Origin of the sequence: Acidithiobacillus acidisediminis (genome assembly GCF_023277115.1) — a bacterium.
In the GTDB taxonomy this organism is placed as follows: domain Bacteria; phylum Pseudomonadota; class Gammaproteobacteria; order Acidithiobacillales; family Acidithiobacillaceae; genus Igneacidithiobacillus; species Igneacidithiobacillus acidisediminis.
On record NZ_JALQCS010000001.1, the window covers coordinates 1,080,763 to 1,096,308 of the forward strand.

Consider the following 15,546-nt stretch of genomic DNA (forward strand, 5'->3'; position numbering starts at 1 on the left):
ATTCAGACTCCTTGCTGGGTGAGGGGCCCATAGCCCGCCAGGAATTCCATGAGTGCCTTTTGGGCGTGCAAACGATTTTCCGCCTCTTCCCATACCAGGGAGTGAGGCCCGTCGATGATTTCCGCCGTGACCTCTTCACCCCGATGGGCGGGCAGGCAATGCATGAAGACTGCGCCGGTCTTGGCCTGGGACATGAGCTTCGCATTCACCTGGAAGGAGGCGAAGCGGGCCCGTCGCTCGGCATTCTCTGCCTCTTGTCCCATGCTGGTCCAGACGTCTGTGACGACAAGATCCACCCCGTCGACTGCTGCCTCTGCGTCGCTGAAGACGGTGCTATGGCTACCATTTTCCTCCCATGCCTGGTGGCTGGGTTGGAAGCCCTCCGGCGCCGCGATTCGCAGCTCAAAATCGAGAATTTGCGCTGCTTCCATCCAGGATCTGGCCATGTTATTGGCGCCATCTCCAACAAAAGCCACCTTGCGCCCCTGCAGACCGCCCCAGAGCTCCAGCGCCGTCATCAGATCGGCAAGGAGCTGGCAGGGGTGATGATCATCACTCAGGCCATTGATGACGGGTGCGCGGCTGGCGCTGGCGAAGCTTTCCAATCCGGCATGGGAAAAGGTGCGGATCATGATGAGATCGACCATACGCGACAGGACCCGTGCGGTATCCTCGATGCTTTCCCCACGCCCCAGCTGGGTATCGCGCGGGGAGAGAAAAAGGGCGTGCCCTCCCAGTTGGGCCATGCCGGTTTCGAAGGAGACGCGGGTACGGGTCGAGGATTTCTCGAAGATCATCGCCAGGGTGCGTTGGACGAGGGGAACGTAGTGCTCACCCGCGCGCAGCATGCGTTTGAGTTCGATGGCCCGCGCTAGGAGTGCCTCGAGTTCGCTGCGGGAGAGATCCTGCAGACGCAGAAAATGACGCACGAGCTTCATGCTTCCTCCCGCAACAGATCGACCAGAGTATCGACCAAGAGCTCGACATCTGCAGCAGAGAAAATCAGGGGCGGCAGCAAACGGATGACTCGCCCTGCGGTAACATTTAGCAGTACGCCAGCATGCAGGGCACGACGCACAAAATCCTGCGGCTCCTCGCGCAAGACCACGCCGACCATCAGGCCAAGTCCGCGGACCTCTTCGACCGCCGGGTTCCCGGCCAAGCGCTCGCGCAAGCGCTGTTGCAGCAGATTGCCCATGGCCGCTGCCTGCGCCGGAATCTTCTCGGCCTCCATGGTCTGTAGCACGGCCCGGGCAGCGGCACAAACCAGGGGACCGCCGCCAAAGGTGCTGCCATGTTTGCCGGGGCCGAAGAGCTCGGCAGCGGTCTGGCGGGCGACGATCGCCCCAATGGGAACGCCGTTGCCGAGGCCTTTGGCGAGGCAAAGCACATCGGGGAGAAGTCCTTCCTCGTGCTGATAGGCAAAGAACTGCCCAGTACGCCCAACACCGGTCTGTACCTCATCACAAATCAATAGCGCTCGATGCGTGTCGCAGAGCGCTCGGAGCCCGCGCAGAAAGCCGACGGGCGCTGGTCGAACCCCGCCCTCTCCCTGTACCGGCTCGACGAGCACGGCGACAATATCCGGGTCGGCCGCAAGCATCCCGGTGACGGTGTCCAGGTCACCATAGGGAGCGCGGACAAAACCCGGCAACAGGGGCGCAAAGCCCTCCTGGATCTTGCGGTTGGCTGTGGCCGTGAGTGCGGCCAGGGTACGACCATGAAAGGCCTGAGTGAAAACCAGAATCTTGGGCTCGGCGATACCCTGGGCATGACCATGCAGACGGGCCATTTTGATCGCTGCCTCGTTGGCCTCGGCACCACTGTTGCAAAAGAAAGCGGCATCCAGGCCACTCAGGCGACAAAGGTCGTCGCTCAGGGCAAGCTGTTCGGGGACTTGATAGAGGTTGGAAGTATGCAAGAGCTTGCCCGCCTGTTCCTGCAGGGCAAGCGTTACAGCAGGATGGCAGTGGCCCAAACCACAAACGGCAATGCCTGCGAGGGCATCGAGATATTTGCGTCCCTGCTCGTCATACAACCAAACGCCCTCGCCGCGCACAAAGGCAACGGGCAGGCGCGCGTAATTGTTCATCAGCGCCATCAGGAATCCGCCTCTTCCAGACCGAAGGTGGCATGCAGGGCACGCACGGCCAGCTCCAGATATTTCTCGGCAATGACCACGGAGATCTTGATTTCCGAGGTGGAGATCATCTGAATGTTGATGTTTTCCTGGGCCAGCGCAGCGAACATGCTGCTGGCAATGCCGGCGTGGGATCGCATGCCCACCCCCACCGCCGAGACCTTGACGATGCCGGTATCGCCGCGCACGTCCTCGGCCCCGAGGTCCCGCGCCACGCCGCGCAGGATGTCCATGGCGCGCGCGAAGTCGTTGCGCTCTACGGTAAAGGTAAAGTCGGTTTTGCCAGCCTCGGAAATGTTCTGCAGGATCACGTCCACGTTGATGTTGGCCGCCGAGATCGGGCCAAGAATGGCATGGGCAATGCCAGGCTTGTCTGGGACACCAACAACGGTCACTTTGGCTTCATTGCGGGAGAAGGCGATGCCTGAGACGCGGGGAGCTTCCATACAGTTTTCCTCACTGGTAACGAGGGTGCCCGGTCCATCCTGAAAGGAGGACAGAACGCGTACCGGCACCCGGTAATTCATGGCAAATTCCACCGAACGAGTCTGCAGGACCTTGGCCCCGAGACTCGCCATCTCTAGCATCTCCTCATAGGTGATGCGATTGAGGCGGCGGGCCTTGCCTTCTACCCGTGGATCGGTGGTGTAAATACCATCGACATCGGTATAAATGGCGCACTCATCAGCTTGCAGCGCCGCGGCCAGGGCAACAGCCGTGGTGTCGGAGCCGCCGCGACCGAGGGTGGTAATGTCGCCATTGGCGGTGACGCCTTGAAATCCCGCAACGATGACGACCTGCCCGGCAGCCAGAGCGGTACGCAGCCGACGACCATCAATGCGCTCGATACGTGCCTTATTGTGCGCCGTGTCGGTCTCGATGGGTACCTGTGTTCCGGTCAGGGACAACGCCGCTTGGCCGCGGCTGTGCAGCGCCATGGCCAGGAGGGCGATGGTAACCTGTTCGCCAGTGCTGAGCAGCGTGTCGAGCTCGCGCGGGTGGGGTTGCGCATCGATCGCTTGCGCCAACTTGAGCAAGCGGTCGGTCTCGCCGGACATGGCGGAGACCACCACCACCACCTCGTGGCCTGCTGCCCGGGTTGCCAGAACCCGCTCTGCTACCGCCTGAATTCGTTCGATAGTGCCGACGGAAGTGCCGCCAAATTTCTGTACGATGAGCGCCATATGCTGTGGAATGCCGTCAAAGAGCGAATGATAAAGGGAGAAAACCGGACTGTATAGGCCGAGGCTGCGCTCGTTCAGCTTGCAACGGGATAATGCCAGAGCCGACAACTCCCTGCAGGGGAACAGCGCAGAAGTGTCGCACCGCTCTCTTGCCAATCGCTGAGAACAAAGCGGTGGGCGTGGAGTTCCGGGATCTCCTCGTCGATGGGCTGGTGGGTGTGACCATGAATCAAAATGCGGTAAGGGGCGCTGGTGCTGGCGAAAAGGCCTTCGCCGCGCAGGGCCGCTCGGATCCCTGCCGTCGTCGCCTGGGTAATTGCTGCTGATTTCTTGCGCAGTTCGCGGTGGCTACCCTGGCGGAGTTGGCGCCCCAGGGTCAGCAGCGCGCCATAGGGAAGCATGCGCAAGAAGGACAGCACAAAGGGGTTACGGATGACTCGCCGAAAGCGCAGATAGCGTACATCGTTGGTACAGAGCAGGTCGCCATGGGTGAGCACCATGCCGCCGGGCAAGATCATCGGGTCGGCTAGAGGCCGAAGATCAAAAGCCCGCAATGTGGCCGGTGCCAGGGCAAAATCACGATTGCCGGTCATGACCCAGACGCGGATACCCCTTCGGGTCAGGGCGCGCAGCGCCGTGAGTACCTGAAGTTGCGGCTCTTCCTGGGCCTGCTGCCGATGCACCCAAAAATCGAAGAGATCGCCCAGAATACAGAGGTCCGTGACCTCTGCCGGGATGTCCTGGCAAAAGCGCAGAAAAAGTGCGGTAAGCTCTGGCCGTTGCGGACCGAGATGGAGGTCGGAGAGGCAAAGCAAGTCGCCTTGCCGCTCTGCCAGCGCTTGCGGGGTCAACTCAGGCGATGCGCTCTGCGCTTTCGATGATAACGGCTTCCTTGGGTACATCTTGATGCATCCCGTGGTTGCCGGTGGCGACTTTGGCGATCGCATCGACCACGTCCATACCTGCAGTCACCTTGCCAAAGACGGCATAACCCCAACCGCTGCCCGACGGGGAACGGAAATTGAGAAAATCATTGTCGACCAGATTGATAAAAAATTGGGCCGTGGCGGAGTGAGGATCGTTGGTCCGCGCCATGGCCAGGGTGCCGCGCTCATTTTTCAAACCATTGTCCGCTTCATTTTGAATGTTGTCCGCAGTGGGCTTCTGCTGCATCTTCTCGGTGAAGCCACCGCCCTGAATCATGAAACCGGGAATCACGCGATGAAAGATGGTGCCATTGAAGAAACCGTCGTCCACGTAATGCAAGAAGTTGGCGACGGTCTTTGGTGCCTTCTCTGAGTCCAATTCGATTTGGATATCGCCATGATTGGTATGCAGTACCACCTGTTCCATGATCAGCTCCTGACGTTGGTGAAATTGCTACTCAGGGTAGGCGGCTCCCAAAGATTTGTCGAGCACCTCTTGCGGATATGGCCCCTGCCCATTAATATTTGCAACAAAGTTGCAAATATGGGGGCGAAATTCGTGCTACGGAAAGGGCAAAAATGGCGGTGGACATCTTTGGCAGGGTTCTGCCTCGCGATTTCCGCGCAGGCCGAAGACCTGGGCAGTGTGCATGCCCACGCGACAAGCAATACCGGGGTGGACGCCCTCGGTATGCCCCTGGCGAATGGCACGAGCAGCGCCTGGCAGCTCAGTGCCGAGCAGGTTGCTCGGCTCGCCGGTCCCGGTGGGGCAAACCCGGAAGCAGCGCTCGGGTTTTTGCCTGGGGTCAGCTACAACGCCCCTGATGCTTGAATCTTGCGAATATCCAATCACCAAACAAAGGGCTACGGGTGCGTGGCGAGAGCGCTCAGCATGCCGCTGGCGACCTGGTCGAGGGCTTGCCCCTAGCGGCTGGGCTCTCTGGTCCGGGGCAGTGGCTCGTCGATCAGGAAGACATCCGCAGGGTAAATTTTTATGCGGGTGCCGTGCCTGCAGCTGTCCCGGCGCCGGGCAGTATCGCAGGGGTGGTCGATAGTCAGATACGCTGGCCCCGGGGAGAAAGCCAATGGCAGGTACAGCAGAGTGTGGGTAGCCAGTACTTCAGCCGCAGCTTTCTGCGCTGGGACAGCCCACGCCTGCCCGGCGCTTCCTCCTTGTTTCTCTCCGGCAGTTTTACCCGTGCGAATCTCTGGCGCAGCTGGGGCGAAGCTCCTGCAGGCCGAAAAAATTTTGCGTTGGGCTGGGAGCAACCCTATTCCAGCGGCCTAGTGCGCCTGTTTTATACCCATGGCGACTACCAGAGCGACAACTACCGGCCCCTTACCTGGTCCCAGACGCGGGATTTGGTCCGATATGGGCGCTTTGGCTACGATCGCACTCCGAGTGCCGCCTTACGATCGATACTGGTACGAACTTTTATCCCCTGGCACTGCGCACCGTAGTGCTGACGCTGAACTGGCGTTATAGCTGAGAGCCGCGTTTTTCCTTGCGTTTTCGCAGAAAGGTGTAGACGGGGCAGTAGCCAGTTGCGGCGGTAGCGATCAGGAGCAGGCCAGAAAACGTCCACTCCTTGTAGGGGAAAGGATTGAAGAAGTAGATGGCGACGATGATGACGCCAAAGTACAGGCGCAGCCAGCGCTCAATGGGCTGCATGTTCGGCTGGATCCACATGGCATGCCTCTCAATAAGGACCTGTGTATGGGATAATATAAAATCTCGCGATGGCAAACGCAATGCCTTTGCGGAAAATTTTTGAACTATCTTTATTTCATATATATTTTTTATCAAAAAAATTAATACAATTAAAATATTTTATCTTTTTATCATAATAAAATCATAAAATTTTAATAATACTGTAACACATTCGTTTTAGCGTAGATTGTACAACTATTGATCCCTCGGAGAGGGTTTTGCAAAATTATTTTTATAAAAAAATTTCCTCGGGGGATAATTTGCCAATTTTTCGCATAGAATAGGAAAATATCATGCTGCGCAACCAACGTTATCACCCATTATATTTCGCGCTTTTGACCAGTAGCGTTTGCTTCTTGCCCCCAGCGCTCGCGCATGCTGCACCACGCTACCTGCCATGATTTCGTAGCGATTCAGCCTACGGCCAAGCCCAGTGCCAGCGTCGGCATCAGCTACGGCAGCAACAGTTTCAAAAACGTTCGCTTTGATCTGCGCACGGGGAATGTGGACGGTTTCAGCGCGGTATTGGCTGGGGGCGTCAGCTCTCTGGCAACGATTTCATTGGCTGCCTGCGGATGCCACCCTACTCAGCCCCACTGGCACGGTTCTGCAGAGCGATAGCTACGCCTGATACTTCAAGCTACGCAAGCATTTCCACCACGGTGATGACAGTTTTGGTGCCTATCTGGTCAAGGGAGTGGCCTACAAGCCCTGCGACATCCCCGTATTCGTCACAGTCAGGCGACCATTAACGGTAGCAGTAGCGGATACCTATGGGCCCAGCACCAAGGGCGATCTGATTGGCCTGCCCGGCGCGCCGCGTACGGTCTATGCCAGCCTGACGGCTAATTTTTAACGGACAGGCATAGTGCAAAATTGCCCACGAAAACTTTCGTGGGCAGTTTTTTGTTGTCAGCTTCTTAGAGCTGAATCCCTTCTTCCGCCATGGTACTGAAGTAATCCGCCACACGCCCATCGGGGACCGTGACCTTCAGCGCCCAGACCATGCTGACCAAGGCGAGGATCGCCACCCAAAGCATCGACCAGAAGAACCCAATGTCTCCCGTACCCCCGAGCACCTTGGGGCCAAAATACGATAAGAGCCACAGCCCAATAAAATAAGGGAAGATCCAGGTGATGTTATAAAAACCAGACATTCCCGACTCGGAACCGCGAACTAGGCGCACGATTCCGTAAACGATCAGCACCGCAAAAAGCACGGCAAAAATATACGTCAGAGCCTGGAATCCGCCCCAATATGCAACCAAGGACGAGAGCACAAAAGCGACGGGCGCGATGACTTGGGCACCCCATAAACGGAATGGGCGCTGGAGATCTGGCACCGAACGACGCAGCTGCAAGAGCACGATGGGTCCAATACCATAGGTGATGACCGAAATGGTGGTAATGAAGCCCACCAGTTTCTGCCAGGATGGGAAGGGTAGAAAATACAGACAGCCAATGACATAGGCGACAATGACGCCTACCCAAGGAACGCCCGTTGGACTGATGCGGGTAAAGATCTTGGGCCCCGCCTTCACCTCACCGTTGGCAACGACTGCGCGGGCTGCCGAGGTGGCATAGACCAGCGCTGTACCCCCAGGGGAGATCAAGGCATCAGCGTAGATCAGCACCGCCAACCAGCCGATCCCCAGGAGCATGGCGATGGCCGCGAAGGGTCCGAAGAGTCCAGCGAAATTGAGCTTCTGCCAACCCTGCGCAACCTGATCTGGTGGCATGGCAACGAGAAACGCCCATTGCAAGCCCACATAAATGATGGCGCCAACAACGATAGCGCCGATTACTGCGGCAGGAATGTGGCGTCCCGGATGCTTTGCCTCACCGCCCAGTTCAATGGCCTGACGAAATCCAAGGTAACTGAAGACAATGCCCGAGGAGGCCACGGCTACGAACATACCGTGGAAACTGCTGGTCCAGTGCAATATGTGGAGGTTTTCCGGGTGGTAGCTCTGGCTCACCAAGACAATGATGGTGAGGATGGGGATGGCGAGCTTCCACCAGCCAAGGCCGGAAAAAATCGTAGCCACCCGACGAATACCGAGAAAGTTCAGCAGGAACATGACGCCGAGCAGCAAAACCGCGGCAATCAGCCCCCAACCGCTGAGCAGGCCCGTGTTGCCGCGCAGAAGGCCAGGAATATAGTTGTTCGCGTAGGTCAGTACCGCCACCACCTCCACGGGAGCGATGGCGATGTAGAACATGAACAGCAACCACGCCCAGATCTTCCCCAACAAATTGCCATGGACGACATTGGCGATGTGCGCCGCCGCCCCGGCACGGGGAAAGAGCGGCCCCACCTCGGCGTAGGTGAGGCCGAGGAGCAGGATGGTTAATGCGCCAATTGCCCAAGAACCAATACTCAAAGGTCCCGCCACGCGTGCTGCATCCAAGGGTCCAAATAGCCAGCCTGAGCCGATGATGCCGCCCAAACTGGCAAAGATGAGTCCAGAAAAACCGACTTCCCGTTTTAACCTTGAGGACATGGACAATTCTTCCTTACCGTAGCGCCCGCGACTCGTGCCTGTGAAAGCCTTCTTGGGATAGATTTTCCGATTGCCGCTTGTGTCAGCAAGCAGATACAGAAAGGATGCAAGGAGGAGATAGTGCCAGTCAACAACAAGCGCAGAGATTCAGTAGGTTCAATAGCGTTGATAAAAACTGAACATTTATCCAATAAAAAAGCACTTTTCTTGCAACGCTATACGGCTATTATAGGCCCATCTGCTACTCAACGTTCATTTTTGGTTCAATGACGCACCTAATTGGTGCATGAAGTAAGGGATGGTTGCGAGGATTGCTGGCAGGCGTGGTGGCACGGTGATTGCTCAACGGAAAGCGGTACGGCCTGATTCGACATGGAAGGGAATCGCATGACATTTGCGTACATTGTTCATTTATTAACCAGGCCCTTAAATATCCAACATAGCGTAACGAGCGGCAGGGTGATGGAAATAGCGAGAGACCTTCTCCGGCAGGAGACAGAGACCATTCATGAAGGCCATGGCCTTTGCCAAGAGGGTGGTTTTGTCTGTGCTCATAGGCCCGTTGCGTAGGGCCGTTTTGAAATCCCGGTTGAGGTATTCATCCGGGTTGGACTCTGGCGCATAAGGCGGCAGAAACACGAGCTCAATGCGGTCCTTCTTATCGGCCAGCCAGGCCGTTACCACCTTGGCGTGATGCACCCGTAAGTTGTCGACGATCAGGAAGATCTTCTGTTCGGCATGGCGGATCAGCTTTTCCAGGAAGGCGATGAAACGCTCGGTGTTGATGCTGCCCTCCACCATCTCAAAGGCAAGTTCTCCGCGCGGTGAGATCGCCGATATCATGGACAGACTGGTCCATCGTGCTGGATGTTCGAGGAGCGGCGTCTGGCCTTGGGGCGCATATCCACGCACCCAATGGGCGTCCTCTTTGACGGCCGTTTCGTCGCCCCAGTACAGCACTGCACCCTCGCGCAGGGCGCGCGCTCGGACTTGGGGATAATCCACTTCCAGCCATTGGCGCACTGCTTCTGGGTTCTGCTCCATCGCTCGCTTGACCGGACGCTGGGGCGTAAAACCCCAGCGCTTGAGGTACTTGCCTACCAGGCGCACCTGCAGATCTATCCCAAAGCGATCCCGGATCAATTGCCGGATGGCCGGCCGGGTCCAGAGGGCAAAAGGCATTTGCAACTGCCGCGGATCCCGTTGCACGATCTGATCCCGAACCCAGGCTTCCGCAGCCAACGTCAATCTGCGACAGGCCCCTACAGGACGCCCTCGCGGCCGTTCATCAAGGCTTTTGCCCCCCTCTCGTTTGGCTTGCGCCAACCACCCGCGAATGGTCGAGGGATGGGCGCCAGAGACCTTGGCCAGGTCTTCCACCCGCATACCAGACTGCTGGCGTAGCCGCAGCACCATCTGCCGAAGCAGATTCCGCCCCTCTACCGTCAACTTGCGCACATCTATCCGTTCCATACTCGCTATTCTACCATAGATAAGTCGGATATTTATGGGCCTGGTTAATAGCAAACTACTCGGACGGAGTTTTGTATCTTCTGATGGCCCTGCTCGCCATTGAGCTTGCGGTGATCTTTGATCGCTTCTGGTTTTTGCGCAACGCAATGGCGAAGGGAAGAAAGATCTTATGGTTGGTCTCGAACCGGGGTAAGCTGCGGCGGCCCGATCTGGAAGAGCTTGCCGATATGGCAAAGGGTTTACCGGAAGAGTCCTTGGTTGGCGTAGCACTGCGTCACTTCAATCTGGTTCATCATTATGGCAGCGCGCGCGGTGAGGCCTTTGCCAATCGTTTGGACGAAGCCATCTTCCTGACCACCCCCAGTCTGGATAAGCGCCTGTGGGTACTGGATACGATTGTTACCTTGGCACCGCTGCTGGGACTCTTTGGCACGATTCTGGGAATGTTTCATGCTTTCAGTATCTTGGCTACACCGGATCACGCGCCAAGCTCTGTTACCGGGGGTGTGGCGGATGCATTGATTGCGACAGCATCAGGGCTTGCCATCGCCATGATTGGATTGATCAGCTTCAATGCCTTCAACAACGCTATCGATAAGACGATCTTTCAGTTGGAGTCGCTCAAAGTCGTGTTGATGAACCGTCTGGATGGTGCCCCGGTCGTGTTGGAAGAGTCAGCGCCCAGTTCAGCGAATGCGCACCCCATCGCAGAAACGGCTGCGCACGCGTAAGGAGAGATCGTATGCTTCCGACCCGTCGACCCCGCAAGAAAGGCCGGGTAGAAATTATCCCGATGATCGACGTCATGCTGTTTTTGCTGGTGTTCTTCATCATGATCACGCTCCAGATGATCACCGATAAGGGGCTCAAATTACAGCTTCCCAGCTCCAGCCAGGCGAAGGAGCTGCCGCATCCCCACTTTGTACTGAATATCCTCAAAGATGGGGCGGTAGAGGTAAAGGGTAAGAAAATGGATTTGTCGGGATTGACTGGTTTCCTATCCGCGGATGGAGACGTGGCCCATACCCAGGTCACCATTGCCGCTGACAAATTGGTGCCCTTCAAAGACTTTGTGCATGTGATGGATGCCTGTCAGAAGGCGGGCGTAACGGCCATCGGCATCGCCACGAAAGAAACGTGATCCGATCCCAGGCCCTTGAGGAGAATCACGCAATGGCTAGTGCAGTCGTGAACACCATTCTGCCGCCGGATCCCGAGCAAGGGAGTCATCGTTTTGCTACCGCCCTGATTGCTGGGGTTATCGTCGAGATGGCTTTGATTGGTGCCTTGGTCTGGTATGGAGAGACCCATCCCGCGCATCCTGTTCCGCCGCCTAAGAAACACGTCATGGCGGTACAAATGGTGACGCTTCCCCCGCCTCCGAAGGTGGTTCCGAAGCCGGTCGTCAAACCGACCCCACCGAAACCGATACCTCCCAAGCCGGTTATCCATCATACCCCTCCGCCCCCACCGGCCCCGCACCCCAAGATGGTGGTACCCCCGAAGCCAGTACCGACCCCGCCAGCGCCACCGGTGAAGATGGCTCCACCGCCTAAACCGGTGCTGCCACCCAAGCTGGCAACCCCTCCGGCGCCGCCACCGCCACCGCCGTTATCGGCGGCAGAGCGGGTGGACCTGATGGGGCAGTATGTAGCGGAACTGCGTCCGCTCATTCAGAACCAGCTGCATGTCCCTGCCGAATTGCGCGCCATGGGACTCTCTGGGACAGCGACGGTGGAGTTTGAGGTATCACCCAGCGGTCAGGTGTTGTGGGCCAAGGTGATCAAGCCGAGCCCGTTGAGTGCGGTGAACCGGGCTGCCGTGGCAGCGGTCAAGAGCGGAAACTTCCCGGCGTTTCTGAAAAAGATGCCGAAACAGAATACGGTATTCGAGATCCCTATCGAGGTCGGCGCAGACTCGGGGTCGTAACCTGCCAAGAGGTGATGTATGACAGATGTCCATTCGCTGTCTCCGACGCTAGATGACGAAAGAACAGCATTACCTGGTGGAGTAGGCCTGATCTGGCTCGCAGCAACCATGACCGCATCAACTCTACCGTTGGGAGCTCTCATCATTGCTCTGTTTCCGCGCGCGGATTTTCTGTTGGTACTGATCTTGGCGTCACTGTTTTTTGTGACGGTTGGTCTCATCAGTTTGCCGGGATTCCAATTGGGAATTCCCACCATGGCGATATCTGCACGATTGTTCGGTTCATCTTTTAACCGATTGATATCAATCAGTAATTGGTTCTCCCAAGTAGGATGGCAGGCTGTGGTATTAGTCTTGGTGGTTTTCGTGATTCGTAGCCTGTTGGAGTATCTCCATCTCGCTCAGGGAACGACGGCATTAGCCCTGGCAATTGTGTTGAGTGTTCTAGCCAACTTTGTCATTCCAGTGATTGGCTATTCGGCAATCGTCAAGGTGCAAAGTTTTTCAGCCGTCATCATGGGTTGCTTTGCTCTCTATATACTTTGGCACCTACATGGCTTTTCCCTGCTGTGGACAGAATCGTATGCGTCCCATCATGGCTCTTGGCTACAGACGTTTGCGGCACTCTCCTTAGCCCTGATGGGAGGGGCACTTTCGTGGACTATGTTCGCTGCTGATTATTCCCGCTACCTTGCCCGCAGCAGTAAGCCCGTAGCCGTGTTTCTTTGGCCCGCCTTGGGTGGCGGAGTTGGTGGGGCGCTGATTCTTTGGTTGGCGTTTTCCCTGTACTTTACGGGTGGGATAAAGATAAATGCTGGCGGACTCTCCATAGCAGCAAAGGGCATGGCTTCTCCAGTGCTATATCTGGCCTTCTGTATTTTTGCCATTCTTGGATTGTTGGCTTCTAATTTTTTGAATTCCTATAGTTCTGCCTTTAGTTTGGCGGTAACTTTGGGAAGGGATTTGAACCGTAAATATGTGACGTTACTGGACGCCGTACTTGCCTCACTGCTGGCTTTTTATGTTCTATTTGTGGCGCCATCCTTCTTCGACGCATTCCAGACCTTCCTGGATCTGTTGATCATCATTGCCGCACCTTGGACTGGCGTCGTCTGTAGTGCAATTGTTCTGCGCGCGGATTCAAGCTTGGTCGAGGGGATTAAGTCTCCAGCGTATGGGAGGATTGCCATTTTGCTCCTAGGTGTGATGGCGACCATTCTGTTCTCCAATAATCCCTTATGGGAAGGCTGGGGGGCGCGGATTCTTGCCAATAATGATATTTCACCGCTGATCGGCTTCGGATTGGGTTTGCTGCTTGAGACAGTGCACCAGCTCGCAGTTCGCCGTAAATTGGTGAAAATGACAGGGAAGATTGCTGTTGCTGATGCGCTAGTGGAGCACCCATGACTGGCGACCGCGCCATCACGATATACCGGGCAGCGATTCTTAATCCGCAAGATTCTCAATCCTGGGAATATTGGCGAGACGGCGCCTGTGTAGTGCAGAATGCTCACATAATCGCTTGTGGTAACGCGCCGGCAATATTACAGCGCTACCCTAATGCGCAGATTGAAGAGCTGGAAGGTGTTCTGGTGCCGGGATTTGTCGATCTCCATTGTCACTGGGTTCAGCACGCTGTGCAGGGTGCCTACAGCGGAGAATTGCTGCAGTGGTTACAGGAGCATATCTGGCCAGAGGAAGGGCGTTTTACCGATGAAAATCGGGCACGCAACCATGCGAGAACTTTCTATGCAGATATGCTCCGTGCAGGGACAGTGATGGGGATGAGCTTCTCCAGCGTGCATATTGGCGCAACGAAAATTGCGATTACAGAGATGCGTGGTGATTGGATCATTGGAAACGCACTGATGGCGGTGAATGCGCCAGAGTATCTTACTAAGCACAGTGGGCACGAGCAGAACGTCCTGCAGAATGTCATGGGTGAAATTGACAGGAAACATTATGCAGTAACTCCGCGCTTTGCACCAAATATGCGCGAGAAAGACTTGCAGGTAGCAGGAAAAATCGCATATGACCATGGACTATTTGTGCAAACACATCTCGCAGAAAGTCGCGCGGAAACGCGCTGGGTGAAAGAGCTCTTTCCCGAGGCAGAGAGCTATACGGATGTTTATGATCGGGCAGGATTGCTTGGACCTCGTAGTATTCTCGCCCATGCTATAGAAATGACGGATGCCGAGTGGCGGTGTCTTGCCAGTCGCGGCGCGTGGGTAGCGCATTGCCCCAGCAGTAACGAAGCACTGGATAATGCGAGGATGCCTCTCGAAAAGTTGCGCCAATTTACTATTCCCTGGGCGCTTGCCTCCGATATCGGCGGCGGTCCTAGTCACAGTATGTTACATGTGCTGCAACGTTTTTTCGCCCTGCATGAGAAAGCGGGTGTGCGGGTAAGCCCAGAAGAAGGGCTATTCCGTGCCACTCTTGCTGGCGCTCATGCCATGGGTCGGATGGACGTTGCCGGAAACTTCATGCCAGGGAAACGGGCAGATTTCATCTTGATGCCAGAAAAGCCTCATCCAGGTCACGTTGAAGCGTGGTTTCGAGATCTTTGCCGTGGTGAGCCAGCTGATTTGGAAGTGCGGCCATTGGCTACCTGGCTCGGTGGAGAGCGAATTCAGATGTTGGGAGAGTTATGAACGCTATAGAAAAAGAGAAATTTCTGAAGATGCCAAAGGTGGAACTGCACCTGCACTTGGAAGGCACTCTGGAACCTGAGATGTTGCTCGCTCTGGCGAAAAAAAATCATGTTGACCTGCCCTATAAGACTACAGAGTCGATACGTGCAGCATATCAATTTTCTGATCTGCAAAGTTTTCTTGATCTCTACTATTTTGCTACTCAATGTTTGCGGACAGAGGAAGACTTTTACGATCTGGCCCTGGCCTATCTACATCGGTGCAAAGAGGAAAATATCCTGTATACAGAGATGTTCTTCGACCCGCAAACACATCTGGCGCATGGTGTGCCTCTGCCTGTGGTAATGGCTGGGATCTCCTCTGCACGGGCACATGCAGAGCGAGAATGGGGGGTCGGTTCGGCGCTTATTCTTTGTTTTGAACGCGATCGACCTGCTGCGGATACGGTATCGATTCTAGAGGAGGCGGAAAAAATTGGTGGGATCGTTGGTATTGGGCTGGATTCTGCGGAGAAAAATAATCCTCCGGTAAAGTTCAAGGAGACGTTTTCAGCGGCGCGTTGTTTGGGGTTGCACAGGGTGGCTCATGCGGGAGAGGAAGGGCCACCGGCTTATATTGTTGAGGCCCTTGATATCCTTGATGTCGAGAGAATTGATCATGGCGTACGCGCCTTGGAGTCTCCTGGGTTGGTGGCGCGGTTGGTCGACGAGCAGATTCCGCTGACGGTCTGTCCATTTTCGAACGTTTCCTTGGGAGGATTTCCTGCGCTCTCCAATCACAATGTCGGGAAGTTGCTGGGTGAGGGGTTGAAGGTCACTATTAACTCTGATGATCCGGCATATTTTGGTGGCTATCTCACGTCTAATATTGTGGATACGTGGAGTGCGCTGGATCTCAGTTGGGAACAGGCAGTGCTAGTGCAGAAAAATGCGATCGACGCCAGTTTTACAACACCGCAAGAGAAGCGGCGTATGCAGCAAAAACTTGAAGAATATCTCACTTTCTAAAGAATGTATTGATAC

Annotated in this window: 18 protein-coding genes; 10 read left to right on the forward strand and 8 right to left on the reverse strand. The window is 55.9% G+C overall.

What is annotated here, in order from left to right:
• Nucleotides 1–2: 2 nt before the first annotated feature.
• The 5 genes from argF to M5D89_RS05590 form a co-directional block, all read right to left on the reverse strand.
• On the reverse strand, nucleotides 3–938 hold the full coding sequence (gene argF, locus M5D89_RS05570; RefSeq protein ID WP_248884851.1) for an ornithine carbamoyltransferase: 936 nt from the start codon (nucleotides 936–938) through the stop codon (nucleotides 3–5).
• Nucleotides 935–2,101 (reverse strand): aspartate aminotransferase family protein, encoded by a 1,167-nt coding sequence (locus M5D89_RS05575; RefSeq protein ID WP_248884852.1) that lies wholly within the window; start codon nucleotides 2,099–2,101, stop codon nucleotides 935–937. The genes argF and M5D89_RS05575 overlap by 4 nt, the downstream gene beginning before the upstream one ends.
• Nucleotides 2,101–3,324: an aspartate kinase gene (locus M5D89_RS05580; RefSeq protein WP_248884853.1), complete on the reverse strand. Its 1,224-nt coding sequence runs from the start codon at nucleotides 3,322–3,324 to the stop codon at nucleotides 2,101–2,103. Before M5D89_RS05580 ends, M5D89_RS05575 begins: the two co-directional genes overlap by 1 nt.
• Nucleotides 3,325–3,398: 74 nt before the next feature.
• Nucleotides 3,399–4,175 (reverse strand): UDP-2,3-diacylglucosamine diphosphatase, encoded by a 777-nt coding sequence (locus M5D89_RS05585; protein WP_248884854.1) that lies wholly within the window; start codon nucleotides 4,173–4,175, stop codon nucleotides 3,399–3,401.
• A gap of 1 nt (nucleotide 4,176) precedes the next feature.
• A complete protein-coding gene (locus M5D89_RS05590; protein ID WP_248884855.1) occupies nucleotides 4,177–4,677 on the reverse strand; it encodes a peptidylprolyl isomerase in 501 nt (166 codons plus the stop codon).
• Between the two features lie 132 nt (nucleotides 4,678–4,809).
• Between M5D89_RS05590 and M5D89_RS05595 the strand changes: the two genes are divergently transcribed.
• Together M5D89_RS05595 and M5D89_RS05600 are read left to right on the forward strand one after the other, a co-directional pair.
• Nucleotides 4,810–5,082: a hypothetical protein gene (locus M5D89_RS05595; RefSeq protein WP_248884856.1), complete on the forward strand. Its 273-nt coding sequence runs from the start codon at nucleotides 4,810–4,812 to the stop codon at nucleotides 5,080–5,082.
• 38 nt (nucleotides 5,083–5,120) lie between these two features.
• Entirely contained in the window at nucleotides 5,121–5,711 is a 591-nt protein-coding gene (locus tag M5D89_RS05600; RefSeq protein WP_248884857.1) for a TonB-dependent receptor, read from the forward strand.
• A gap of 19 nt (nucleotides 5,712–5,730) precedes the next feature.
• On the opposite strand, the gene M5D89_RS05605 is transcribed toward M5D89_RS05600, so the two are convergent.
• Nucleotides 5,731–5,940 carry a YgaP family membrane protein gene (locus tag M5D89_RS05605; protein ID WP_248884858.1) on the reverse strand — a complete coding sequence of 70 codons (210 nt, stop codon included), beginning with the start codon at nucleotides 5,938–5,940 and terminating at the stop codon, nucleotides 5,731–5,733.
• A gap of 396 nt (nucleotides 5,941–6,336) precedes the next feature.
• Here M5D89_RS05605 and M5D89_RS05610 point away from each other — a divergent pair, with 396 nt between their 5' ends.
• On the forward strand, nucleotides 6,337–6,582 hold the full coding sequence (locus tag M5D89_RS05610) for a hypothetical protein (RefSeq protein WP_248884859.1): 246 nt from the start codon (nucleotides 6,337–6,339) through the stop codon (nucleotides 6,580–6,582).
• A gap of 76 nt (nucleotides 6,583–6,658) precedes the next feature.
• Nucleotides 6,659–6,817, forward strand: a complete 159-nt coding sequence (locus tag M5D89_RS05615) for a hypothetical protein (RefSeq protein WP_248884860.1) — start codon at nucleotides 6,659–6,661, stop codon at nucleotides 6,815–6,817.
• Between the two features lie 64 nt (nucleotides 6,818–6,881).
• On the opposite strand, the gene M5D89_RS05620 is transcribed toward M5D89_RS05615, so the two are convergent.
• Nucleotides 6,882–8,465 (reverse strand): APC family permease, encoded by a 1,584-nt coding sequence (locus tag M5D89_RS05620; protein ID WP_248884861.1) that lies wholly within the window; start codon nucleotides 8,463–8,465, stop codon nucleotides 6,882–6,884.
• A 426-nt stretch (nucleotides 8,466–8,891) separates the two neighbouring features.
• Entirely contained in the window at nucleotides 8,892–9,938 is a 1,047-nt protein-coding gene (locus tag M5D89_RS05625; protein WP_248884388.1) for an IS630 family transposase, read from the reverse strand.
• A gap of 83 nt (nucleotides 9,939–10,021) precedes the next feature.
• Between M5D89_RS05625 and M5D89_RS05630 the strand changes: the two genes are divergently transcribed.
• Genes M5D89_RS05630 through M5D89_RS05655 form a run of 6 tightly spaced genes read left to right on the forward strand, consistent with a single transcriptional unit; the run spans nucleotide 10,022 to nucleotide 15,531 of the window.
• Entirely contained in the window at nucleotides 10,022–10,669 is a 648-nt protein-coding gene (locus M5D89_RS05630) for a MotA/TolQ/ExbB proton channel family protein (RefSeq protein ID WP_248886441.1), read from the forward strand.
• 11 nt (nucleotides 10,670–10,680) lie between these two features.
• Complete coding sequence (locus M5D89_RS05635) at nucleotides 10,681–11,079, forward strand: ExbD/TolR family protein (RefSeq protein ID WP_248884191.1); 399 nt, start codon at nucleotides 10,681–10,683, stop codon at nucleotides 11,077–11,079.
• 32 nt (nucleotides 11,080–11,111) lie between these two features.
• On the forward strand, nucleotides 11,112–11,867 hold the full coding sequence (locus M5D89_RS05640) for an energy transducer TonB family protein (RefSeq protein ID WP_248884862.1): 756 nt from the start codon (nucleotides 11,112–11,114) through the stop codon (nucleotides 11,865–11,867).
• A gap of 18 nt (nucleotides 11,868–11,885) precedes the next feature.
• Complete coding sequence (locus M5D89_RS05645; protein WP_248884863.1) at nucleotides 11,886–13,274, forward strand: purine-cytosine permease family protein; 1,389 nt, start codon at nucleotides 11,886–11,888, stop codon at nucleotides 13,272–13,274.
• Nucleotides 13,271–14,524 (forward strand): amidohydrolase family protein, encoded by a 1,254-nt coding sequence (locus M5D89_RS05650; RefSeq protein ID WP_248884864.1) that lies wholly within the window; start codon nucleotides 13,271–13,273, stop codon nucleotides 14,522–14,524. Before M5D89_RS05645 ends, M5D89_RS05650 begins: the two co-directional genes overlap by 4 nt.
• Nucleotides 14,521–15,531: an adenosine deaminase gene (locus M5D89_RS05655; protein ID WP_248884865.1), complete on the forward strand. Its 1,011-nt coding sequence runs from the start codon at nucleotides 14,521–14,523 to the stop codon at nucleotides 15,529–15,531. Before M5D89_RS05650 ends, M5D89_RS05655 begins: the two co-directional genes overlap by 4 nt.
• Nucleotides 15,532–15,546 lie beyond the last annotated feature (15 nt).